Genomic DNA, 20,473 nt, shown 5'->3' with positions numbered 1-20,473 from the left:
ATGAGGGTGACGAGCGTGTCCGAGGCGGGAACCACCATGAGCAATCCGGTGATCCCCGGCTTCCACCCCGACCCGTCCATCTGCCGGGCGGGCGACGACTACTACCTCGCCTGCTCCAGCTTCGAGTACTTCCCCGGCATCCCCCTCTTCCACAGCCGCGACCTCGTGCACTGGACCCAGATCGGCAACGCGCTCGACCGACCGAGCCAACTGCGTCTGCCGCCGGACACCGCCTCCTCCGGGGGGATCTACGCCCCCACGCTGCGCCACCACGACGGCCGGTTCTGGCTGATCGTCACCAACGTCAGCGCCGACGGCAACCTGCTGTTCACGGCCACCGACCCGGCCGGCCCCTGGTCCGACCCGATCCGGCTGCCCGGAGTGCACGGCATCGACCCGGACATCGCCTGGGACGAGGACGGCACCTGCTGGTGCACCACCGCCGGAGTCGGACAGATCCGCCTCGACCCCCACACCGGGGAGACGTTCGGCGAGCGCCGGCAGCTGTGGTCCGGCGCGCCCGGCGCCAAGGCCCCCGAAGCACCCCACCTGTACCGCATCGGCGAGTACTGGTACCTGCTCATCGCCGAAGGCGGCACCGAGCGGGGCCACGGCGTCTCGATCGCCCGCGGCAACGCACCCACCGGCCCGTTCGAACCCTGCCCCGACAACCCGATCCTGACCCACCGCGGCACCGACCACCCCATCCAGAACACCGGCCACGCCGACCTGGTGCAGGGACCCGACGGCTCCTGGTGGATGGTGCTGCTCGGGGTACGGCCGGGCGGCGGCACCCCCGGCTGGCACGTACTGGGCCGGGAGACCTACCTGGCGCCGGTCGAATGGGTCGACGGCTGGCCCGTCGTCGGCGAACTGTCGACCGACATGCCCGCACCGCCCTGGCCCCTCGATCCACCCGCCGTCGCACCGGAGCGCCGGGACGACTTCGACGCCGCCGAACTGGCCCCGCAGTGGATCTCGTTGCGCCGGCGTTCCCCGGAGGAGTGCACCACGAAGGAACGGCCCGGCCGGCTGACCCTGCGCGCCCGCGGCACGTCCCTCGACGACGCCGAGGTGACGTTCGTGGGCCGACGGCAGCAGCACCGGGCGTGTCGCGTGCGCACCTCGGCCGATGTGGCGCAGGGGCAGGGCGGCGGTCTGGCCGTGCGTCTCGACGAGCGCCACCACTACTCCGTCGAGGTCGAGTCAGGGCAGGTCCGGGTCCGGGCCCGCATCGGCCCGCTGAACACCGTGGTGACGTCCCGGCCGGTGCCCCCGGGACCCGTGGTGCTCCGTGTGGAGACCGTTCCGGTGCGGACCATGAACGACGCGCGCACCGGACCCGACTTCGTCTCGCTCGGGTTCGAGGAGCGGGACGGCACCTTCGTCGAACTGGCCTCGCTGGACGGCCGTTACCTGTCCACGGAGGTGGCCGGCGGCTTCACGGGCCGGGTCATCGGCCTGTTCGCCACCGCCGGCACGGTGCACTTCGACTGGTTCGACCACGAGCCGCTGGAAGACTGAGACACCGGGCCGGAACCGTCGCTCACGCCGTCGCCGACACCTTCAACCGCCGTTGGCGCCGGACGCGTTGGAAGTCGGGGTCGGGGTCGGGGTCGGGGGCGGCCGCCACCAGCCGTCGGGTGTACGCGTGCCGGGGCCGGTCGCACACGTCGACGCTGGCTCCCTCCTCCACGATGCGCCCGTGCTGCAGGACCAGGGTGCGGGCCGCGAACTCCTTGACGACGGCGAGGTCGTGGGTGATGAACAGATGGGCGCACCCGAGGGTGTCCTGGAGTTCGGAGAGGAGGCTCAGCCCCGCCGCCTGGGTGGTGACGTCGAGGGCGCTGGTCGGCTCGTCGCAGATGATGAGCCTCGGCCTGCGGGCGACCGCCCGGGCGATGGCGATGCGCTGGCGCTGGCCCCCGCTGAACTGCGCCGGGTACCGGTCCGCCGCGTCCTCGGGCGGCCCGACCCGGCGGAGCAGCTCGGCGATGTCGTCGCGGACCTCGCCGGGTGACCGGCACGAACCGGCGAGCGAGGTGAGGAGGCTGGACGGAGAGCGGCGCGTGCGGTTACGGTTCCGCCCGTCGCCTTCGGTGCGAGCCGCCCCGCGACCCCCGCTCGGACGGCGGGACGCCGGGGCGCCGTTCGGCCACAGGCGTACGGCGCCGCACGACCCGGCAGGAACGAGCCCACGCGCCCGGGCCGTTCGACCGCGCACACCGGGCCCCGGCCCCGATTCCCACGTCGCCCGCCCGCGTCCTCGCGCAGGCCCGCCGCGTCCGGCGGGCGGACATCCGCCCCACCGTTTCGCCCCACGGTTGCATCCCCGCGCGACGGCCCTCCCGGCCGGCCGGCCGGGACGACGTCGACGATCAGGACGATCAACTCGCAGGAGGTACAGATGACCACCGCCCCTCCGCCGTTCGACCCGGAACTGGCGGCCGCTCTCGTCGAACTCGGCGACCTGGCACCGACCACCGCGACCCCGGACGACATCCCCGCGGCGAGGGAGCGACTCAACGGCGACGTCCCCCTCCTGACGATCGACGAACTGAGCTGCGGCGGTCTCTTCGACGTGGAGGAACGCACGGTGCCCGGCCCGCCGGGCGCGCCGGACGTCTCGCTGCTGATCTGCAGGCCCACCTCGGTGCCCGGCCCACGACCCGTCGTCTACTTCACCCACCCCGGCGGCATGATCGTGGGTCACAACCGGCTGGGCCTGCCCCTGGACTGGGCGGAGGAACTGGGCCTGGTCGTGGTGTCGGTGGAGTACCGCCTCGCCCCCGAGCACCCGCACCCGGCACCGATCGAGGACTGCTACGCGGGACTGCTGTGGACGGTGGCGCACGCCGAGGAGATCGGCGGCGATCCGGACCGCGTCATCCTGGCCGGGGGCAGTGCGGGCGGCGGACTCGCCGCGGCTCTCGCCCTCCTCGCACGCGACCGCCGGGGTCCGCGGCTGCTGGGCCAGCTGCTGATGTGCCCGATGCTCGACGACCGCAACGACACCGTGTCCGCCCATCAGATGGCCGGACTCGGCGTATGGGACCGCACCGCCAACGAGACGGGCTGGAGCGCTCTGCTGGGGGAACGGCGCGGCACCGACGACGTCGAGCCGTACGCCGCCCCGGCCCGAGCGGCCGACCTGTCCGGTCTGCCTCCCGCCTTCATCGACGTGGGTTCCGCCGAGACCTTCCGGGACGAGGACGTCACCTACGCCTCCAGGATCTGGCAGGCCGGGGGAAGCGCCGAACTCCACGTGTGGCCGGGCGGGTTCCACGGCTTCGACGGTCTGGTGCCCCAGGCGTCCCTCTCCGCCGACGCCCGGGAGGCCCGACTGCGGTGGCTGCGGCGGCTGCTGGGGGAGTGAGGGGACACGGCCGATCGGGACACGGCCCATCCGGACGGGGACGGTCAGGAGGTACGGGTGGCCCCGAGGGTCGCCAGTCGCCGGTCGACCTCGTCCGCGGTGGCACGACCGTAGGCCAGCGGGACCACGGAGTCGCCGTCGACGGCCAGCAGGGTGGGGAAGCCGGTGACACCCAGTTCGGCCGCGCGGCGGAAGTCGGCCCCGGCGGCTGCCCGCACCTCGGGCGAGGCGAACGCGGTCACGACGGCGTCGGCGTCCAGTCCGGCCGCCTCGGCGAGCAGGCCGTACGTCACCGGGTCGGACAGGCTGCGGCCGTCGGAGTAGAAGGCGTGCTGTACGTCCGTGGCCAGGGCCGCGGCGCGGTCGGGGGCCGCCTGGCGCAGGGCGGCCACACCGCGGGCGGCGGCCTCGGAGTCCATGACGAACGAGCCGTCGGCGATCAGCTTCTCGTACGCTTCGCCGAACTCGGCACCGGTCAGCTCCGCGATCTGGGCGTTCGCGCCCTGGACGTAGCCGAACTCGCGGATCGGCACCCGGCGTGATCCGGTGAACAGACCGCCGGAGACCACCTCCACCGGCAGCTCGGGGTGGCGGGAGACCACCTCGCGGAGGGTCCCGGAGAAACCGTGGGACCAGCCGCAGTAGGCGTCGAACACGTAGACCAGCTTCATGGTGACCTCAACAGCGTGTGACCGGGTCGCCCGGTGCGGGCGATCATCTGACAGAACAGTGACTGACGTGTCAGATATTTCGGCGGGGTTCTGTGAAGGAGGTCACAGGGCCCCGGCCGACGTCAGGACGTCGGCAGCGAGGCTTCTTGCCGCCGCCCTCGGCCGCCCGCTTCGGCGTACGGGTCAGGGCAGCCGGGGCAGGACGTCCCGAGCCGTGTGGCTGAGGATCCGCAGATCCTCGGCGAAGCGCTCGCGGTCCGCCTCCGGGAGCGGGGCGACGAAGTACCGCTTGATGTTCTCCACATGGACCTGGGCCGCGCGTACCGTCGTCTCCTCGCCCAGCGTGGTCAGCCGCACCAGCTTGCCGCGCCGGTCGGAGGGCGACTCGGCCCGGGCCACCAGCCCCGCCGCCTCCATGCGGTCCACCAGCCGGGTGGCGCCGCCGGTGGTGAGGACCTGCTCCTGGGCGATGGCCCGCATCGGCAGTCCCGGCTCACCTGCCCGGCCGAGGATCAGCAGCACCTCGAACATCAGGTGACTGATCCCGCACTCGACTTCGAGCGACCGCCCGAGGATGTACTCCAGCCGGTTGGCCGCCCCCTGCAGCCGCCCGAAGGCGAGCACGAGTTCGTGGTCGGCGGCCTCCTTGGCCGTACTGATCCCTGCCTGCTCGCTCACGGCGGTTCCGCCCCTCTCCTGGTCCCGTCCGCCACCGTACCGATCTTGCCGTGACCGAGGGGGACGGCCCCCGGCCGGGCCCGGTCGCTACGTCCCTGGGTGGAGCCCGAGCCAACCCGGCGTCGGCTCGCCCCGCACCTCGCCGAAGTACAGGGCGAAGGTCTGCTTCCAGCGCTCGACGGCGGCCCGGTCCGCCATGCAGCGGGGGAAGCCGCCGACATGGGCGTCAGGGTACTTCCAGATCGGCTTCAGGCCGGCGGGGGGAGTGGCGTCGGTGTGGACGGCCCCGAGGGTTCCGTCCACCGGGCCAATCTCCGCAGCGCCTAGGCCACCAGCAGGTACATCCTCCGGGGCGACCCGCAGGGGGAGACCCATCAGGACTCCCTGACCTTCTACGGCTTCCGCTTCGTGTCCGTCACGGCGTCGGAGCCCGTCACGGTCACCCGGCTGACGGGCCGGGTCGCCACCTCCGCCGTACGCGAGATCGGCACGGTCACGACGAACGATCCCGATGCCAACAAACTGGCGGGCAACATCCGCTGAGGCCAGCGCGGCAACTATCTCTGGGTGCCCACCGACTGCCCGCAGCGACCGCCCTGTCTCCCGTCGCCTCCTCAGTGACGAGGTGTTCCCTCGCCTGCGCGACTCCATCGTGCGCGGTGAACCCGTCCCCGGCGAGAAGGTCAGGGACGGTGAGCTCGCCGAGTGCCTCGGCCTCAGCCGCACCCCGGTGCGCGAGGCGCTCGCCCGCCTCGCCGACATCGGCCTGGTGGAGGCCAAGCCCGGCGTCTACACCCGCATCACCACCCTCAACCGCCGCGACGCGGAGAAGACCCTCGCCGTCCTGCGCTCCCTGGACCGACTCGCCACCGAGACAGCCGTCCCGGTCATGACCGAGCACGACTTCCGGCGCATGCGCGAGGCCAACCGCGACTTCGAACGGGCAGTCGCCGCCCACGACATCGGCGGCGCCCTCGACGCCGACGACCGCTTCCACGCCGTCCCCGTCGAGGCCGCGGACAACCCTGTCCTCAGCAGGATCGTCGAGCAGCTCCACCCGCAGATCCACCGCATCCTCCACCGCAGGTTCTCCACCCTGCTCGGCGGCCGCAACACCATCGAACACCACGACGAACTCATCGACGTGTGCAGACGGAAACGCCCGTTCCGCCGCCGAACTCTCCGGACGCCACTGGTCCGAACTGGGCGGACACATCAACCAGCTGTTCGACACCAACCAGTTCGCCGAGACGGCCACCGACTAGGACATCGGCGGACGACCCGGACCACCTCGACGACGGCGACGACGCCGGCCCCTGAACAGTCGGCTCAGGCGTTCGCCGATGCGGGTTCGGCTTCGGCCTGGGAGGGCGCGGCCGACTGCTCCGGCGCGTCGGGAGCGGTGTAGTAGACGGACGAGCCCTGCCTGCTGCGCTGGGCGTTGCTCTTGGCGACGAGTCCCTCCAGCGTGGTGCGGACGACATTGGTCTGGATACGGCGGTCGGGGTGGGCCTGGGTGAGCGCGGCGGCGACCTCGGCGGCGGAGCGCGGTTCGCTCTGCTCGATGAGGTGCCGGCGGATGAGCTCGACGAGGGTGGGCTGGTCCTTCTTCGGGGCCGCGGACTTGGTAGCCGCGGCCTTGGAAGCCGTCGACTTGGAAGCGGCGGCCTTGGAAGTCGCCGACTTGGGAGCCGCGGTCTTGGCGGCGGCCGTCTTGGTTGCGGCCGTCTTGGGAGCCGCGGTCTTCGCGGCGGCGGGCTTCTTCGCCTGCTTGGCACTCGGTGCGGGAGCGGCCTTCTCGACCTTCTCGGCCCTCTTCGCCCGCGTGCGCTTGGTGGCCGACGGGGTGGGGGCGGTCTTCTGCCGCGGAACGGGGGCTGCGAGGACCTCCTCGGCCGCGGGAGCGGTCTCAGGTGTCACGAAGCCGAGTGCCTGCTGCACGTTCGCCAGCACACTGTGGTCGTGCTGCAGATTGCGGAGTTGCTCCTGCAGAGCGTCGATCTCTCCGTGGAGGCGCTCCTGTTCCTTGGTGTTCCGTTCGAGGTCGGCGGCGACCTGAGCGGTGTACTGCGCCTTGAGATCAGTCGTCTCCGAAGGTGTTTCGGTCATGGCAGTCCTTCCCGACAAATGAATGTGCTGTGTGCGGATGTTACTCACCCTTCCCAGTCCACAACCCTGCTGTCTGCGTTGATTCCTACGAAGAGGGGGTGCTCGCCGACGAGAACGAGGTGTGTGAGCCGTCCCGGCAGGCGAGTGCACATGCTCGCGCACGACGTCCGCTGCGGGGCCCGGGACGTCAGGGGTGAGGCGAGCACCACCTTGCGTTGTCGCAGGTCATAGCCGTGCATGAGTGGCATGCGGCAGGCGTAGCCACCGTCTGGCTGCGTGGTCCCGTGATGAGTGACAGGCTTGTGCCGTGTCCCGGCAACCATCGGGGTGGCGAGACTGGCTGTGCGCCGGCGATGAACGGTTCCGAACACAGCAACGGACATCACCTGTCGGAAGGCGGCAGACAGTGAGCACAAAGCCCTTCTCGGAGGACGACCCGCGCGTCACGCCGTATCTCAGTGTCGACGGCGCGGCGGCCGGGATCGACTTCTACGTAGCTGTCCTGGGTGCCACGGAACGCATGCGGATGGCGTCACCGGACGGCAAGGTCCACCATGCCGAACTGCAGATCGGCAACTCGGTCGTCATGGTCGCGGACGAGTTCCCGGAGCTGGGGTTCCGCGGACCCAGGTCACTCGGCGGCACACCGGTGCACCTGTATGTGTACGTCGAGGACGTGGACGCGGTCTTCGCCGAGGCCCTCGCCCGAGGAGCCACCGAGGTGAACGCGGTCAAGGACGAGTTCTACGGCGACCGGGTCGGGCAGTTCGAGGACCCCTACGGTCACCGGTGGCATGTCGCCACGCACGTGGAGGACGTCCCGCCCGAGGAGATGGCGAAGCGGGTCAGGGAGGCCATGCCCGACTGAATCTCCGTTGCCGAGGTCACGCGCACAGCGCGATCCTGAGGCCATGAGGTTCTCCATATGCGGCTGAGGCTGCGCCAGTTCAGGCCCCGGACCGGGCCCCGCCGGCACCGTGTCGTCCAACCCGGACAGCCCCTCCGCCACACCACACTGCGCGCTCCCGAGCCCATCGGCATGCTGCTCGGCGACCAAGACGGGCTGAACCGACTCGCGGGACTGTTCTCCTTCGCCGCCTACTCCCGGCACACGATCGTGCACGTACCACTGCGCGACAGCCTGCCGCCCGACGAGGGTGTGGGCGAGCTGGTCGACCTCGTCCTGGCCCATCACACACTCGGGCTGCGCCCCAGCGCATGGCCCGAGCTGCGCCGCAAGCTGACCGACGGCACCCCTCTGACCGTCCACACCGACGAGGCACGCACCGACCGGGACTCCACCGCCTGGCGCGAACGCCACGAACGGACCGACAACCGTGACGAGTTGCGGCACGCCACCCACGCCCGAACGTTCTTCCTGTTCGGCAGCCGGGACGTCTTCGCCGGAACCGCCATGTCCTTCGCCCACGCGGCGGGCTGGGGCCCGCTGCAGAAGGGTGTCGCCAAGGGCCGCTCGACACTCATGACGGCACTCCCGGCCTTGGTCCAGCCACCCGGCGGCGGACACCCCCTGGAGGTGTTGGTCTGCTTCAAGCCGTATCCGCCCTACGCCCACTTCCGACGGCCGGGGCGATGACCCGATCCGTGGTTGCCGCGAGCCGCGACGGTCGGTTCCCCGGCCTGGGTAACCGGTTCAGACAGTCGGTGACACGCCGAGGAAAGCGGTGTTGGCGAACCCCGCCGAGTTCACCGGGCTGCTCTGGGTGACGGTCTCTCCGAAACACACCGACCAGGAGTTCGCCCCGACCCCCGACGAGTCGCACCTCCAACTGCCCAGGCCGGCGGAGGAAGTACGCAGGTCCATGTGCGCCGACACGTTGTAGAGGCTGGATCGGTCGTTGCGCACGATCACAGCTCCCTGCACACCGGTTCCGCCGGACGATCTGATCGCACAGGCTTGCGCGAACACGTCGACGGCGATCTTGTCGGTGCTGGCGCAACGCCATGTGCTGGTGCTGGACGTGATCGGATTCGTGTTGCCGTAGGCACGCCAGTTGCCCTCCGCCGCTGCGGCGGGGCCCGCGGTAGCCAGACCCAGCCCGAAAACGGCGGTGCTGACGGCTGTTATCCCTGCGCCCGCTCGTGCCACTCGCATGTCGGTCCCCCTCTCATCCGCGACCCCCGTGGCCGCGGACAAGCAATGATCATCACAGGTGGTGGTCATGACAGGCAGCCAAGTTTCGGCCAACGTCAGGAGACGGACCGCGCGACCTTCGTCGACGTGGCCGAGGCGCGTGGGTCACGTCGTCGCCGGACGCGAGACCTCCTTCGCCGGTCTCCACCCCCAGACGGTGAGCATGCCGGCCGACAACGCGGCGCATTCGTCCGAGCCCAGGTACCGGACCGCCGCGTCGACGGCCCGGTCGTCGACCAGGCCGGTGGCGAGCATGGCGTCCCGGCTCCGCTCCCATGTGTCCGCCCAGAAGCGGCTGAGGGGACCGCCCGGCAACAGGGGCGGCACATGGATCTCGGCCGCGACGGAGGTGAGGCCCGCCGCCCGCAGCAGCTGCGGGTAGGACGGGACCCAGGAGACATCGGTGCCGATGCTGGCGCGCAGCCCCTGCCACATCGCTCGCATGACCGTGGTGTACGGCGTCACGGGCGTCCGGTCGCTGGTCAGGTCGACCGCGTCGCTGAGCACCAGCACACCGCCGGGCGCGAGGAGTTCGGCCAAGGCCGCGATCAGGCGGTCGCGCTCGGCGAGGTGCATGAGCACGAAGCGCGCATGGACGAGCCGGAACCGGCCGGGGGCGAAGCCCGGTGCGGTGATGTCGGCCTCCAGCACGTCCAGCCCCGGCACGGGCTGGGTGCGCAGGAAGCGTACGTCGCGGTCCACGGCCAGGACGCTCGTCACTCCAGCCTCGTCCAGCAGCCGGCGCGAGACCGTGCCCGTACCGGCACCCACGTCGAGACAGCGCCATCCGGGTCCCGCCCCGAGTGCCCGCAGCCGAGCCATGGTGATGTCGTCGTAGGCGAGGGCGCCGAGGTCGATCCGCTCACCCTCACCCGTCTGTTCCGGACGGAAGACGGTTTCACCGTAGCGGCCGTCGCCCGTGGCGCGTTCGTCCATGTGTTCAGCCTCTTTACGCCGTGGGTGTGCCGGGCGACCGTACCGAAGCCACCACCCCACCGATCCTCCACCGGGGCCCGCCCGCCCGCACGGCCGAGGCGCGCCGTGACTGGGCCGTGCGGCCCTCGAGGGCCAGGGTTCACGACCGCGGTCCTTCCAGCCAGATCCACCGTCGTTCGATGTGGCGGCGCTCCGTCGTCCTCGCTGTCCGGCAGGACCAGCCACGAGGCGGCGTACTCCGACGTGGTGTCGGTGTACGCCGCCTCGGGCGGGGTGGGCTGTGGGAGGTGATCGGCGTGGTCGTGGCGGCTACTTGGGGCCGCGGTTGAACACCGACTTCGACCAGAAGTAGCCGAGTGCGGAGAGGCCCAGGCACCAGGCGAGGGCGAGCCAGCCGTTGTGGCCGATCTCGGTGCCGAGGAGCAGGCCGCGTACGGTCTCGATGGCCGGGGTGAAGGGCTGGTACTCGGCGATCGGCCGGAACCAGCCCGGCATCGCGTCGATCGGCACGAAGGTGCTGGAGATGAGCGGCAGGAAGATGAGTGGCAGCGCGTTGTTGCTGGCCGCCTCGACGTTCGGGCTGACCAGGCCCATGCCGACCGCGATCCAGGTGAGCGCCACGGCGAACAGCGCGAGCAGCCCGAACGCCGCCAGCCACTCCAGGGGCGTCGCGTCCGTGGACCTGAAGCCGATGGCCAGGCCGACCACACCCACGAGGACCACGCTGGCGAGGGACTGCAGCACGCTGCCGACGACGTGCCCGATGAGGAAGGAGCCGCGGTGGATCGACATGGTGCGGAAGCGGGCGATGATGCCCTCGTTCATGTCCATCGACACGGACACCGCGGTGCCGATCGTGCTGCTGCCGATGGTCATCAGCAGGACGCCCGGGACGATGTAGGCGATGTAGTCGGAGCGGTCGCTGCCTCCGATGCCGGCGCTCATCACGTCGCCGAAGATGTAGACGAAGAGCAGGAGCAGCATGATCGGCGTGAGCAGCAGGTTCAGGGTGAGCGACGGGTAGCGGCGCGCGTGCAGGAGGTTGCGGCGCAGCATCGTGGAGGAGTCGCGGACGGCGAGGGCGAGGGAACTCATCGGACGGTCTCCTTGGTCTGGGTGGCCTCGGTGGCCTGCGCGGTCTGGGTGGGGAGGGTGGTGTCGGCGGTGAGGGCGAAGAAGACGTCGTCGAGGTCGGGGGTGTGGACGGTGAGTTCGTCGGCCTCGATGCCGGCGGTGTGCAGCTGGTCGAGGATGGCGCGCAGTTCGCGCTGGGTGCCGTCGCTGGGCAGGTGCAGGGCGAGGGCGTCGTCGTCGCGGGTGGCGTGGGGCTGTGCGGTGGCGGCGGTGCGGTAGGCGGTGGGGTCGGTGAAGCGCAGGCGTACGTGTCCGCCGGGGACGAGGCGTTTGAGCTGTTCGGGGGTTCCTTCGGCGGCGATGTGGCCGTTGTGCAGGACGGCGATGCGGTCGGCGAGCTGGTCGGCTTCTTCGAGGTACTGGGTGGTGAGCAGGACGGTGACGCCGGTGGTGACCAGTTCGCGGATGATCTGCCACATGGTGTGGCGGGAGCGGGGGTCCAGGCCGGTGGTGGGTTCGTCGAGGAAGATGATGCGGGGGTCGCCGACGAGGGTCATGGCGATGTCGAGGCGGCGTCTCATGCCGCCGGAGTAGGTGGAGGCGGGTTTCTTCGCGGCGTCGGTGAGGTCGAAGCGGTCCAGGAGTTCGGCCGCGACGCGTCGTCCTTCGGCTTTGGTCAGGTGGTGCAGGTCGGCCATGAGGAGCATGTTCTCCTCGCCGGTGATCAGGCCGTCGACGGCGGAGAACTGCCCGGTGACACCGATGGCCGCGCGTACGGCCTGGGGGTCGGCGGTGAGGTCGTGGCCGGCGACCTGGGCCCGGCCGCCGTCGGAGGGGACGAGGGTCGAGAGGATCTTGACGGCGGTGGTCTTGCCGGCACCGTTCTGCCCCAGCAGGGCGAACACGGACCCGGTCGGGATACGCAGATCGATACCGTCGAGGACGGTCTTGTCACCGTAGGACTTGCGCAGACCGACGGCGGAGACGGCCGTGGAGGCCGCGGTGGACGTCCGGGAACCGTCCCGGCCATCACCGTTTTTGGATGTGGGCATGACAGATGAAGGCATGGTGCCCTCCCGTTCGAAGGCTGAAGTGGTGTGGGGAGCGTGGGGGCGCGGCCGAAGCCGCTGAGAGGTCAGGCCTTGGCGCGGCGGATGTCGATGTTTCCGTACCGGGTGCGGGCGCGGACCTCGACGGTGTCCCCCGTCCCGTCCGGGGTCTCGGACGCGGTGAGGGTGTTGCGTACCTGGCCGGAGTTCGAGCTGACGTCGAGCCAGGCGGCGGTGCCCTCGCGGATGCCGACCTCGATGGCGCCGTAGGAGGTCTCCAGCTGGACGGTGCCGCGTGCCACGTCGCCTACGCGCAGGGTGCCGTGGGCGGTGGCGGCGGTGACCGAGTCCTCGGCGCGCGCGATGTCGATGTCGCCGTTGGCCCCGCGCACCCGCAGCTCGCCGGTCGCGGCGCCCACGGTCGTGGTGCCGTGCGAGTTCTTCAGGACGGCGGGACCGTCGACGATGCCGACGCGCATGCTGCCGGAACTGGTGGTGATCTCGGCCCTGCCCTCCACCCGGTCCACGGTGATCGAGCCGTGCGAGGCGGTCAGGTGCAGGGGGCCGGTCGTGTCGAGGCGGACGTCGCCGGAGGACGTCTTCACGCGGACCTCGCCGAGCCGGCCTTCGCCGAGCACCTGGACCCAGGCGCCGGTCATGTCGACGCGCGAGCCCGTGGGCAGTTCGACCGTCACGTCCACGGTGCCGGTACGGCCGATGCCGAGACCGAGCAGATTGGGCTTCGGTGTCCGGACGGTCAGTACACCGCTCGCGTAGGTGGCCTCGGTCTGGTCGGCCGTCCGCACGTCCAGGTCCTTCTTCGGGTCACGGGGCCGCACCTCGACGACGGTGTCGAGGCGGTCGCCCGCGGTGAACTGGATGGAACCGGCCTCCACGTGCGCCGTGGCCGCGATCGGTTCGGGAGTGTCGAAAGAAGGCATGGCTGTCCCGTCCTCATGGGTTCTTGGGTCGTCCCCGCTGGTGGGACGTGGTGTGGGTGAAGTGGTGCGGGCGGAGGGTGCGGTCAGCGCACCCAGCCCGTGAAGCTCTGTCCGACGGTCCGGGCCCGCTCGGTCGTACGCGTCGGCCGGGCGCCGCCGTCGACCGCGGCGGACACGGTGCGCACCAGCCACGCGTTGACCGACAGCCCCTCGCGGTTCGCGGCCTCCTCGGCGCGGGCCTTGAGCTGGGTGGGCAGACGCAGATTGACGCGGGCGGTGCCGCCCTCGTCCCCGTCGGCCGGGTGCGCGGGGGGCAGCGGTTCCACGGCGGCGGCCGGTTCGGCGGGCGCGCCGCCGTGGAGGGGCGGTGGTGTCACGACGAAGTCGGGGTCCAGCCCGCGCAGCCGTACGTCGACCGACCCGGGGGCGAGTTCGCGGGTGATCTCGTCCATCGCGGCGGAGAGCACGTTGAGCATGGTCAGCCGGGTCGCCGACTCCAGGGGGGCGGTGAGCCGCTCGGCCAGCTCGCGTGCTTCTTCGCCGCCGGCTTCGGCGGCCACCGCGAGTTCGCGGCGGAGGGTGTCGACATACGGCGTGAGGTCCATGACGCCATCATGGCGCCATAGTGGCTCCATGCGCAAGTCTCCTCGCGACCTTTTTCGCTCGGCGGAGATGAAGAGGTCTCTGATCTGCGAAAACGTGATGGCGTCGAAGAGGGCCGCTGTGGCGCCACGTCCTCGTCGGTGCCTGGAGTGGCGCGAGATGGCGCCAAGTGGCGCCAGAGAGTGCCATGCCTGGCGCAGTCCGCCGCCGACCGAGCGCAGGCACCGGTGGGCTTCCCGCGTCGTGGGACGAGCCCGCGAGGACATGCCCGGCTGGAGGAGCGGCTGGGAAGCTTCTGCGACGGTTCGCGACACGGGCGTCGAGCAGTCCTGCCAGCGGCGGCCGGCGCCGGCGGCCCGCTGCCCGCGGCCCGCCCGCCCCGGCAGGTGGGCGGCGGTCGGGCGAGCCGAGCCGAATCCCTGCCGAGCCGGATCCCGGCCCGACCCGGCTTGCTGGCACAGGCCGCACAGGCCGCACAGGCCGCACAGGCCACGCGTCGGCGACCCACTTGAGCGCCTGTGGCGCCGCCACCCCCTGCGGCACCGCCATCCGCCTGCGGCGAGAACCCGTCCCCGCCCCCAGGACGAACGCGGTCAGCGCCGGCCGTCGGCCTCGGAGGGCGCCGGTACCGGCCGCCGCAGCAGGTAGACGCCCGCGATCGACACCAGAAGCGCCATGCACGCGATGAACACCAGCCCGGCACCCTCCAGGCCCAGCGGTTCCGCCAGCAGTCCCACGCCGATGACCGGCACCGAGATACCCGTGTAGGCCACCACGAACAGTGCCGAGATCACAGCCGCGCGCCGGTCCGCCTCGGAGGCGGTGGCCACGGCGGAGAGCGCTCCGCGAAACGCCAGCCCCTGGCCCACCCCGCCGACGACGGCGCTCAGCACCACCAGCGGCAGCAGGTCCCACCGCAGAGCGCCGGCCAGCAGCGCCAGCCCGGCGAGGAGCCCGGCGCAGCCGAGGGGCAGTGACCGGCTCATGCCGGCCCGGCCGACGGCCAGCTGCCCGGCGGTCGAGGAGAAGAAGGCCAGGGCGACCACCAGCCCGCTCACCGCGTGGTTGTGGACGTCCAGGGACTGGGCCAGGAAGGCGGGGCTGACCGAGGTGAACACCCCGAACAGGGCGAAGCCGACGAAGGAGGCGGCCGCAGCCGGCCCGAAGACCGCCCGTACCCGAGGGGGCAGGCTGGGCCGTTGCGGCCGTACGGTGCTCAGCGGCCGGATCTCCCGTACGGTCTCCGGAAGCCGCAGCAGGACGACGGCCGAGCAGGCGACCAGGGCGAGGTGGACGGCGAACGGCAGATACAGCGGGTGGTCGGCGTACTGCGCGAGCACCCCGGCGAGCAGCGGGCCGCAGCCGAGCCCGCCCATGTTCGCGGCGGTGGCCACGAACGTGGCCCGCGAGGCCCCGCCGGGCGGCGCCAACTCCATCACGTACGCCGTGGCGGCCCCGGTGAACAGGCCGGCGGACAGCCCCAACAGCAGGCGCCCGGCGTACAGCCAGCCCAGCGCGGTCGCGCAGAGGAAACAGACGGCGCTCGCGGCCGCGAATCCCAGGCCCCACAGCAGCACCGGACGCCTGCCCACGGAGTCCGAGGCGTTGCCCGCCAGCAGCAGCACCCCGATGACCCCGAAGGCGTAGACGGCGTAGACCACGGTGACCGTCAGCTCGGAGAAGCCGAACTTCTCCTGGTAGAGGCCGTAGAGGGGGGTCGGCAGGGTCGTGCCGGCCATACAGACGGCGAACACCGCCCCGCCGAGCAGGCACCGGCGCCGGCGTCCAACATCACCGTCCATACCGCCGAAGGTAACCGCGCCCGCCGCCGAGACTCACCCGGCGCGCCAACTCGGTGCACGCGCCCCGACGCTTCCGGCACGGTGCCCACCCGCCCGTATGCCGCCTCACACGGGATAGGCGTGCGTCTGCATCGCTTTCACCGCCGCCCACACCTCCGCGCCCGGGTGGAGGCCGAGTTCGGCGGCGGCGACCGTGGTCAGGTCCGCGGCGAGCGGCAGCTCTCCCGCGAGGTCGGCGCGGATCCGGTCGCCGTGGGTCTCCAGGCCCGCGACCGCGCAGCGCCAGAGGTTGCGGGCGCTGGCGCCGGTCGGGCGGTCCCGGTACAGCGTGACCGCGCTCGGCGGGAACACCACGAAGGCCGGGCCGGACAGCACTTCCGTGGTGGTGATGGAGGGGCCGGAGTCGAGGCGGACGGTGTGACCGTCGGCCTCGCCCCGGTAGAGGTTCAGGCCGACCAGCTGGGCGACGTAGTCCGTGCGGGGGTGACGGGCGATGTGGGACGGGGCGCCCTCCTGGACGACCCGGCCCTCCTCGACGACGACCAGCCGGTCCGCCAGCACCATCGCGTCGAGCGGGTCGTGCGTGACCAGGACGGCGACGGCCTCGAACTCGGCCAGATGCCGCCGGAGTCGGGAGCGGACCTCCAGACGGGTGCGCGCGTCCAGCGCCGCCAGCGGCTCGTCCAGCAGCAGCAGACGGGGGCGGGTGGCCAGCGCGCGAGCCAGGGCGACACGCTGGGCCTGGCCGCCGGACAGCTTGCGTGGCCTGGTGCCGGCGTGGTCGGCGAGCCCCAGGCGGTCCAGCCACGCGGCGGCGGTGGCCCGGGCCGCCGCCTTGCCGGCGCCCCGGCAGCGGGGCCCGAAGGCCACGTTGTCCAGTGCGGTCAGGTGGGGGAACAGCAGGTAGTCCTGGAAGACGACGCCGACCGGCCGGGACTCCGGCGGCGTACGCTCCAGCGCCGTGCCGTCCAGTCGCAGACGGCCGCCGCTGAGCGGGGTGAGACCCGCCAGGGCGCGCAGGGCGGTGGTCTTCCCGGCGCCGTTCGGGCCCAGCAGGGCGACGACCTCACCCGGTGCGACAGTCAGCGCGATGTCGAGGCGGAATGCTCCGCGCTCGACGACGAGGTGGGCGTCGAGGCCCTGCCCGCAGGCGTCGGCCCGTGGGCCGTGGGTGGGGGAGTCCGGCATGGGACGGGGCTCGGTCATCTCGCTGTCATCCAGCGGTCGCGCAGGCCCGCCAGCACCGCGACGGAGACGGCGAGCAGGACCAGACTGAGGGCGATGGCGGCCTCCGGGTCGCTCTGCAGGGCCAGGTACACGGCCAGCGGCATGGTCTGGGTACGGCCGGGGAAGTTGCCGGCGAAGGTGATCGTCGCGCCGAACTCGCCCAGCGCCCGCGCCCAGGCCAGCACCGCGCCCGCCGCGATGCCCGGCGCGATCAGCGGCAGCGTGACCCGGCGGAAGGCCGTGAAGCGGGAGGCGCCGAGCGTGGCGGCCGCCTCCTCGAAACGTGGGTCGGCGGCGCGCAGCGTGCCCTCGACGCTGATGACGAGGAAGGGCATCGCGACGAACGCCTCCGCGACCACCACCCCCGCCGTGGTGAACGGCAGCGTGATCCCGAACCAGGAGTCCAGCCACCGCCCGACGACGCCGTTGCGGCCGAGTGCCATCAGCAGCGCCACGCCGCCGACCACCGGGGGCAGCACGAGCGGCAGGGTGACGAGCGCCCGGACGAGGCCGCGTCCGGGGAACTCGACGCGGGCCAGCAGCCAGGCCAGCGGCACACCGATGACCAGGCTCACCACGGTGGCGGCGGTGGCGCACACCAGGGACAGGCGCAGCGCCTGCCACACCTCGGCGCTGGTCAGCAGCTCGGGCAGGCTGCGCCACGGGGCCCGTACCAGCAACGCGACCAGAGGCACGATCAGAAAGGCCAGGCCGATCAGCGCGGGCACCAGCAGCGGCAGGGGCACGCCTCGGCCGCTCTCGCCGGTGCGGACGCGCCGACGCCGCGGCCCGTCCCGGAGGGTGTCGGCCGCGGCGTCGGACCTGCCGGTCGGGAGGGTCACGGCTTGAGGAACCCCGCCCCGGTCAAAACCCGTCGGCCCTCGGCGGACCGCACCAGCGCGATGAACGCCTCGGCGGCCTCGGCGTTCGGGGCGTCCTTGAGCCGGACGATCGGGTAGTCGTTGACGGCGTCGGCGGATTCGGGGAACTCCACGCCCTCCACCTTGCCATCTGCCGCGCGCACATCGGTCTTGTAGACGACGGCGGCGTCGGCCTCCTTCAGCTCGACCTTCGTCAGCGCGGCCTTGACGTCCTGTTCGTAGGAGACGGGGGTGAGCTTCAGCCCGGCGGCGTCCAGAGCCTTCTGGGCGGCGGCACCGCAGGGCACCGCCCTGTCGCAGAGCACGACCTTCAGGCCCGACCCGGTGAGGTCCCTGAGGGAGTCGATCCCGTCGGGGTTGCCCGGCGTGGTGGCGATCTCCAGCTGGTTGCGGACGAAGGTCGTGGGTGTCCCCGACGCGTCCCCCGCGTCCGTCACGATCTCCATCGTCTTCGGGCTGGCCGAGGCGAACACGTCCGCCGGAGCGCCGCCGGTGATGCTCGCGGCGAGGGAGTCACTGCCGCCGAAACTGAAGGTGACCTTCGTGCCCGGGTGCTCCTCCTCGAACCGCTTCCCCAGGGTCGTGAAGCTCTCCTTCAGTGACGCGGCCGCGAACACGGTCACCGTCCCGCGCACCTCGTCCGACGACGAGGCGGAGGAGGAGTCCGACGTCGCGGTGGTCGAGTCGTCGGACGACGAGCATGCGCTGAGCGCGAGCAGCGCGGTCGCCCCCAGGGCGGCCGCCCGCGTCGATCGGCGGGTCCGGCGGGCGGTTCGGGGCATCACGGGTCCATTTCCTCAGCTCCAGACGGATTCCCTATTCTGCCGCAGATGCGATGGTGATAGCGCCTGTAGCTTCGCATGAGCAAGATGAGAGATGTGCTGAGGTGGCATGTGCGTATTCCTGAATCGGGACGGTGATGGTGCCGGGTGCGGCCATGCGGGAGGTGCGCGGCCTTGCGCCCTGCCTGTCGGCGGCCGTCAAGAAATTCCTGGCAGACCCGGGGCAACCATCCGTCCCGCCCGAGGGTCACATCAAGTGGGAGCAAAGGGCTCCCAAGGACCCAAGGGGGAAATATGCGAAAGATGCGTCATGTCGCGACTGTCGGTGCCTTAGCGGCACTGGCGGTCGGCGCCGGGACCGCGTTCAGCACGACCGCGTCCGCCGCACCCAACGTCACCCCGCAGGGCGTCTGCGGCAGTGCCTACAAGACGGTCAACTCCGCGCCCGTCGGAACGCTGGGCACCGTCTACCTGACGTACAACGCCAAGAACGGCAAGAACTGCGTGGCGACGATCCGCACCAACCCGGGCACGGCCAAGAACATGTCCACGTACATCTACGTCCCCGCCACCGACGAGTTCGACGACGACTTCGGCAGCTACACGTCGTTCGCCGGACCGGCCTACGTCTACGGCAAGGGCTACTGCGTGAGCTGGGGCGGCAACATCGCCAACGTGTACGTGAACGTGGAGAACTCCAACTGCGCGTCCCTGAAGGAGCACCGGACCACCGAGGTCCGCTGATCCGGCAGCTCGACCGCTCAGAGTCCCCGCACCGCCGCTTCCCCGTGGTCCGACGTCGCCCGGGAAGGTGCTCAGAGCCGCCGGCGGTGCGGGTTCTCACGGTGGAATTCGGGTGCGCGGCCGTCGGCGTACGGAGGAGACTCCTTGACATGGTCGACATGCGCATGTTCCGGGACGAGGTCGCGAGCTGGGCTGCCGGTGGTCCCGGTGGGCCGGCGAGGGAGCTGGCGGAGCTGCTGGGGGTGCGCACGGCGGTCCTGCTGGAAGGGCTGAGCGACCTCGCGGCCGTCGAGGCACTGGCCGACCGCCGGGGTCGTGACCTGGCCGCCGAGGGAGTGAGCGTGGTGTCGATGGGCGGGGCGATGAGCGTCGGACGCTATGCGGGGCTCCTCGGAGCGCCGGGCCTCGGCCTGCGTCTGATCGGGCTGTGCGACGAGCGCGAGAAACCCTTCTACGACCGGGGCCTCGACCCGGCCTGGACACCCCGCCCGAGCGTCCACGTCTGCGCGGCGGACCTGGAGGACGAGCTGATCCGTGCGCTGGGCACCGCGCGCGTCGAGCAGATCGTCGAGGCCGAGGACGAACTGCGTGCCTGGCAGACCTTCGTCCGGCAGCCCGCCCAGCACGGCCGTTCCCGGCACCGGCAACTGCGCCGCTTCCTCGGCACGAAGAAGGGCCGCAAGATCCGCTACGGCCGCCTCCTCGTCGAAGCCCTCACCCCCGACCAGGTGCCCGCCCCACTGGACGACCTCTTCGCCGACCTGTGACTTCTCCCACCTGCTCTTGCCGGGGCCGGGAACGCTTACCTACGTTCGGTCGCATGTCCCACCACGGCCGCGCCCTTCCCGGCGAACCGGACGAACCCGCCGCGGCGAACGACCCCGCCGCGGAACGTCCCCACGCCTCCCCGACGACCGATCTGGTCATCGACCTGAGCGCACACGAGATGCTCCGGCGCGCGCACGTCCTGGACGCCCTCGGCGCCGACTGGGACCCCCTCGCCGCGCTGCGCGGCGAGGAAGCGGCGTACGCACTGCTGTACTCCGGTCTCGACGCGGAGCAGCAGCGCGTGTACGACGACCTGGTCGCGGCCGGTGTCCTGCCGCGGAGAGGAGACGGCCATGCTGCCGCTTGACCCGCAGGCCGACATCGGCCGGCGCGCCTGGGTGGCCTGCCCCAACTGCGACGACCGGCGCGGATGCGACACCTGTGAGCAGGGCCGCACCTGCTCCGAGCACTGGCGCTATCTGCTGTCGAACGTCGGCAGCCTGCTCCATCTGCAGTGCCGTTCGTGCACCCACATCTGGACCCACGAGACCCATTTCGGCGCCACCCGCTCCCCGTGGGAGCGCATCACCAGCGGCCTGCGTCGACACTGATCGTGCGCGGGCGGCGGCCGGCTCGGTGAGCCGGGCCCGCCGAGCCGTCGCGGGCGGGTGCCGGGT

The 20,473-nt window shown here is 71.6% G+C and carries 24 protein-coding genes and 2 pseudogenes; 12 read left to right on the top strand and 14 right to left on the bottom strand.

Annotated features, from left to right (window positions below; translation table 11 throughout):
* Window positions 1-1,524: a glycoside hydrolase family 43 protein gene (locus H4687_RS03950; RefSeq protein WP_046913769.1), complete on the top strand. Its 1,524-nt coding sequence runs from the start codon at window positions 1-3 to the stop codon at window positions 1,522-1,524.
* A gap of 22 nt (window positions 1,525-1,546) precedes the next feature.
* Here H4687_RS03950 and H4687_RS03945 read toward each other — a convergent pair whose 3' ends face one another.
* The gene (locus H4687_RS03945; protein ID WP_078907296.1) at window positions 1,547-2,224 is read right to left on the bottom strand and encodes an ATP-binding cassette domain-containing protein; all 678 of its coding nucleotides are present in this window, start codon (window positions 2,222-2,224) and stop codon (window positions 1,547-1,549) included.
* A gap of 183 nt (window positions 2,225-2,407) precedes the next feature.
* On the opposite strand from H4687_RS03945, the gene H4687_RS03940 reads away from it, so the two are divergent.
* Entirely contained in the window at window positions 2,408-3,376 is a 969-nt protein-coding gene (locus tag H4687_RS03940; protein WP_046913770.1) for an alpha/beta hydrolase, read from the top strand.
* A 44-nt stretch (window positions 3,377-3,420) separates the two neighbouring features.
* On the opposite strand, the gene H4687_RS03935 is transcribed toward H4687_RS03940, so the two are convergent.
* The 3 genes and pseudogenes from H4687_RS03935 to H4687_RS03925 form a co-directional block, all read right to left on the bottom strand.
* Complete coding sequence (locus H4687_RS03935) at window positions 3,421-4,047, bottom strand: DsbA family protein (RefSeq protein ID WP_046913771.1); 627 nt, start codon at window positions 4,045-4,047, stop codon at window positions 3,421-3,423.
* A gap of 183 nt (window positions 4,048-4,230) precedes the next feature.
* Complete coding sequence (locus H4687_RS03930) at window positions 4,231-4,725, bottom strand: MarR family winged helix-turn-helix transcriptional regulator (protein WP_005474101.1); 495 nt, start codon at window positions 4,723-4,725, stop codon at window positions 4,231-4,233.
* An 87-nt stretch (window positions 4,726-4,812) separates the two neighbouring features.
* Window positions 4,813-5,010, bottom strand: a pseudogene (locus H4687_RS03925) (ABC transporter substrate-binding protein); the annotation flags it as partial.
* On the opposite strand from H4687_RS03925, the pseudogene H4687_RS03920 reads away from it, so the two are divergent.
* Both H4687_RS03920 and H4687_RS03915 read left to right on the top strand, forming a co-directional pair.
* A pseudogene (locus tag H4687_RS03920) lies at window positions 4,999-5,265 on the top strand (family 78 glycoside hydrolase catalytic domain); the annotation flags it as partial. The pseudogenes H4687_RS03925 and H4687_RS03920 sit on opposite strands and share 12 nt — an antisense overlap.
* Window positions 5,266-5,350: 85 nt before the next feature.
* Window positions 5,351-6,133 (top strand): GntR family transcriptional regulator, encoded by a 783-nt coding sequence (locus H4687_RS03915; RefSeq protein ID WP_234317439.1) that lies wholly within the window; start codon window positions 5,351-5,353, stop codon window positions 6,131-6,133.
* Here H4687_RS03915 and H4687_RS03910 read toward each other — a convergent pair.
* Window positions 6,055-6,834 (bottom strand): hypothetical protein, encoded by a 780-nt coding sequence (locus H4687_RS03910; protein ID WP_046913773.1) that lies wholly within the window; start codon window positions 6,832-6,834, stop codon window positions 6,055-6,057. The two genes, H4687_RS03915 and H4687_RS03910, sit on opposite strands and share 79 nt — an antisense overlap.
* 406 nt (window positions 6,835-7,240) lie before the next feature.
* Between H4687_RS03910 and H4687_RS03905 the strand changes: the two genes are divergently transcribed.
* The 4 genes from H4687_RS03905 (at window position 7,241) to H4687_RS03890 (ending at window position 8,840) form a co-directional block, all read left to right on the top strand.
* Window positions 7,241-7,702, top strand: coding sequence for a VOC family protein (locus H4687_RS03905; protein WP_046913774.1), 462 nt, complete (start codon window positions 7,241-7,243; stop codon window positions 7,700-7,702).
* A gap of 57 nt (window positions 7,703-7,759) precedes the next feature.
* Complete coding sequence (locus tag H4687_RS03900; RefSeq protein ID WP_046913775.1) at window positions 7,760-8,431, top strand: hypothetical protein; 672 nt, start codon at window positions 7,760-7,762, stop codon at window positions 8,429-8,431.
* 88 nt (window positions 8,432-8,519) lie between these two features.
* Window positions 8,520-8,678: a hypothetical protein gene (locus H4687_RS46175; protein ID WP_225966588.1), complete on the top strand. Its 159-nt coding sequence runs from the start codon at window positions 8,520-8,522 to the stop codon at window positions 8,676-8,678.
* Window positions 8,679-8,693: 15 nt separating this feature from the next.
* Window positions 8,694-8,840: a hypothetical protein gene (locus H4687_RS03890; protein ID WP_167358644.1), complete on the top strand. Its 147-nt coding sequence runs from the start codon at window positions 8,694-8,696 to the stop codon at window positions 8,838-8,840.
* A 254-nt stretch (window positions 8,841-9,094) separates the two neighbouring features.
* Here the strand turns inward: H4687_RS03890 and H4687_RS03885 are convergent, their stop codons facing one another.
* From H4687_RS03885 to modA, 9 genes are all read right to left on the bottom strand, one after another.
* Window positions 9,095-9,925, bottom strand: a complete 831-nt coding sequence (locus tag H4687_RS03885) for a class I SAM-dependent methyltransferase (RefSeq protein ID WP_046913776.1) — start codon at window positions 9,923-9,925, stop codon at window positions 9,095-9,097.
* A gap of 309 nt (window positions 9,926-10,234) precedes the next feature.
* Window positions 10,235-11,020 (bottom strand): ABC transporter permease, encoded by a 786-nt coding sequence (locus H4687_RS03880; RefSeq protein ID WP_192781646.1) that lies wholly within the window; start codon window positions 11,018-11,020, stop codon window positions 10,235-10,237.
* Window positions 11,017-12,051 (bottom strand): ATP-binding cassette domain-containing protein, encoded by a 1,035-nt coding sequence (locus H4687_RS03875; protein ID WP_192781645.1) that lies wholly within the window; start codon window positions 12,049-12,051, stop codon window positions 11,017-11,019. Before H4687_RS03875 ends, H4687_RS03880 begins: the two co-directional genes overlap by 4 nt.
* Window positions 12,052-12,134: 83 nt before the next feature.
* Window positions 12,135-12,989: a DUF4097 family beta strand repeat-containing protein gene (locus H4687_RS03870; protein WP_046915664.1), complete on the bottom strand. Its 855-nt coding sequence runs from the start codon at window positions 12,987-12,989 to the stop codon at window positions 12,135-12,137.
* A gap of 83 nt (window positions 12,990-13,072) precedes the next feature.
* Window positions 13,073-13,594: a toxin-antitoxin system HicB family antitoxin gene (locus H4687_RS03865; protein ID WP_046915663.1), complete on the bottom strand. Its 522-nt coding sequence runs from the start codon at window positions 13,592-13,594 to the stop codon at window positions 13,073-13,075.
* Between the two features lie 591 nt (window positions 13,595-14,185).
* On the bottom strand, window positions 14,186-15,394 hold the full coding sequence (locus H4687_RS03860; RefSeq protein WP_046915662.1) for an MFS transporter: 1,209 nt from the start codon (window positions 15,392-15,394) through the stop codon (window positions 14,186-14,188).
* A 105-nt stretch (window positions 15,395-15,499) separates the two neighbouring features.
* Window positions 15,500-16,600, bottom strand: coding sequence for an ABC transporter ATP-binding protein (locus H4687_RS03855; protein ID WP_078907489.1), 1,101 nt, complete (start codon window positions 16,598-16,600; stop codon window positions 15,500-15,502).
* A complete protein-coding gene (gene modB, locus H4687_RS03850; protein WP_046915661.1) occupies window positions 16,597-17,463 on the bottom strand; it encodes a molybdate ABC transporter permease subunit in 867 nt (288 codons plus the stop codon). Before modB ends, H4687_RS03855 begins: the two co-directional genes overlap by 4 nt.
* On the bottom strand, window positions 17,460-18,284 hold the full coding sequence (gene modA, locus H4687_RS03845; RefSeq protein ID WP_046915660.1) for a molybdate ABC transporter substrate-binding protein: 825 nt from the start codon (window positions 18,282-18,284) through the stop codon (window positions 17,460-17,462). Before modA ends, modB begins: the two co-directional genes overlap by 4 nt.
* A 294-nt stretch (window positions 18,285-18,578) precedes the next feature.
* Here modA and H4687_RS03840 point away from each other — a divergent pair, with 294 nt between their 5' ends.
* From H4687_RS03840 to H4687_RS03825, 4 genes are all read left to right on the top strand, one after another.
* The gene (locus tag H4687_RS03840) at window positions 18,579-19,028 is read left to right on the top strand and encodes a hypothetical protein (RefSeq protein ID WP_046915659.1); all 450 of its coding nucleotides are present in this window, start codon (window positions 18,579-18,581) and stop codon (window positions 19,026-19,028) included.
* Between the two features lie 149 nt (window positions 19,029-19,177).
* Window positions 19,178-19,795: a TOPRIM nucleotidyl transferase/hydrolase domain-containing protein gene (locus tag H4687_RS03835; protein WP_046915658.1), complete on the top strand. Its 618-nt coding sequence runs from the start codon at window positions 19,178-19,180 to the stop codon at window positions 19,793-19,795.
* Window positions 19,796-19,848: 53 nt separating this feature from the next.
* On the top strand, window positions 19,849-20,163 hold the full coding sequence (locus tag H4687_RS03830) for a DUF6400 family protein (protein ID WP_046915657.1): 315 nt from the start codon (window positions 19,849-19,851) through the stop codon (window positions 20,161-20,163).
* Complete coding sequence (locus tag H4687_RS03825; RefSeq protein WP_046915656.1) at window positions 20,150-20,407, top strand: hypothetical protein; 258 nt, start codon at window positions 20,150-20,152, stop codon at window positions 20,405-20,407. The genes H4687_RS03830 and H4687_RS03825 overlap by 14 nt, the downstream gene beginning before the upstream one ends.
* Window positions 20,408-20,473 lie beyond the last annotated feature (66 nt).

This window comes from Streptomyces stelliscabiei, assembly GCF_014873495.1.
GTDB classification, from domain to species: Bacteria; Actinomycetota; Actinomycetes; order Streptomycetales; family Streptomycetaceae; genus Streptomyces; species Streptomyces bottropensis.
The sequence above is the reverse complement of the archived record's forward strand: the minus strand, read 5'-3'. Positions and strand labels throughout refer to the sequence as shown.

Excerpts from the sequence above, each read along its gene's own strand:
- H4687_RS03865 (WP_046915663.1), bottom strand. The coding sequence starts at position 13,594 with ATGGACCTCACGCCGTATGTCGACACCCTCCGCCGCGAACTCGCGGTG.
- H4687_RS03900 (WP_046913775.1), top strand. The coding sequence starts at position 7,760 with ATGCGGCTGAGGCTGCGCCAGTTCAGGCCCCGGACCGGGCCCCGCCGG.
- H4687_RS03835 (WP_046915658.1), top strand. The coding sequence starts at position 19,178 with ATGGTCGACATGCGCATGTTCCGGGACGAGGTCGCGAGCTGGGCTGCC.
- H4687_RS03875 (WP_192781645.1), bottom strand. The coding sequence starts at position 12,051 with ATGCCCACATCCAAAAACGGTGATGGCCGGGACGGTTCCCGGACGTCC.
- H4687_RS03870 (WP_046915664.1), bottom strand. The coding sequence starts at position 12,989 with ATGCCTTCTTTCGACACTCCCGAACCGATCGCGGCCACGGCGCACGTG.
- H4687_RS03880 (WP_192781646.1), bottom strand. The coding sequence starts at position 11,020 with ATGAGTTCCCTCGCCCTCGCCGTCCGCGACTCCTCCACGATGCTGCGC.
- H4687_RS03825 (WP_046915656.1), top strand. The coding sequence starts at position 20,150 with ATGCTGCCGCTTGACCCGCAGGCCGACATCGGCCGGCGCGCCTGGGTG.
- modA (WP_046915660.1), bottom strand. The coding sequence starts at position 18,284 with ATGCCCCGAACCGCCCGCCGGACCCGCCGATCGACGCGGGCGGCCGCC.
- H4687_RS03830 (WP_046915657.1), top strand. The coding sequence starts at position 19,849 with ATGTCCCACCACGGCCGCGCCCTTCCCGGCGAACCGGACGAACCCGCC.
- H4687_RS03950 (WP_046913769.1), top strand. The coding sequence starts at position 1 with ATGAGGGTGACGAGCGTGTCCGAGGCGGGAACCACCATGAGCAATCCG.
- H4687_RS03910 (WP_046913773.1), bottom strand. The coding sequence starts at position 6,834 with ATGACCGAAACACCTTCGGAGACGACTGATCTCAAGGCGCAGTACACC.
- H4687_RS03940 (WP_046913770.1), top strand. The coding sequence starts at position 2,408 with ATGACCACCGCCCCTCCGCCGTTCGACCCGGAACTGGCGGCCGCTCTC.
- H4687_RS03935 (WP_046913771.1), bottom strand. The coding sequence starts at position 4,047 with ATGAAGCTGGTCTACGTGTTCGACGCCTACTGCGGCTGGTCCCACGGT.
- H4687_RS03840 (WP_046915659.1), top strand. The coding sequence starts at position 18,579 with ATGCGAAAGATGCGTCATGTCGCGACTGTCGGTGCCTTAGCGGCACTG.
- H4687_RS03860 (WP_046915662.1), bottom strand. The coding sequence starts at position 15,394 with ATGGACGGTGATGTTGGACGCCGGCGCCGGTGCCTGCTCGGCGGGGCG.
- H4687_RS03885 (WP_046913776.1), bottom strand. The coding sequence starts at position 9,925 with ATGGACGAACGCGCCACGGGCGACGGCCGCTACGGTGAAACCGTCTTC.
- H4687_RS03855 (WP_078907489.1), bottom strand. The coding sequence starts at position 16,600 with ATGACCGAGCCCCGTCCCATGCCGGACTCCCCCACCCACGGCCCACGG.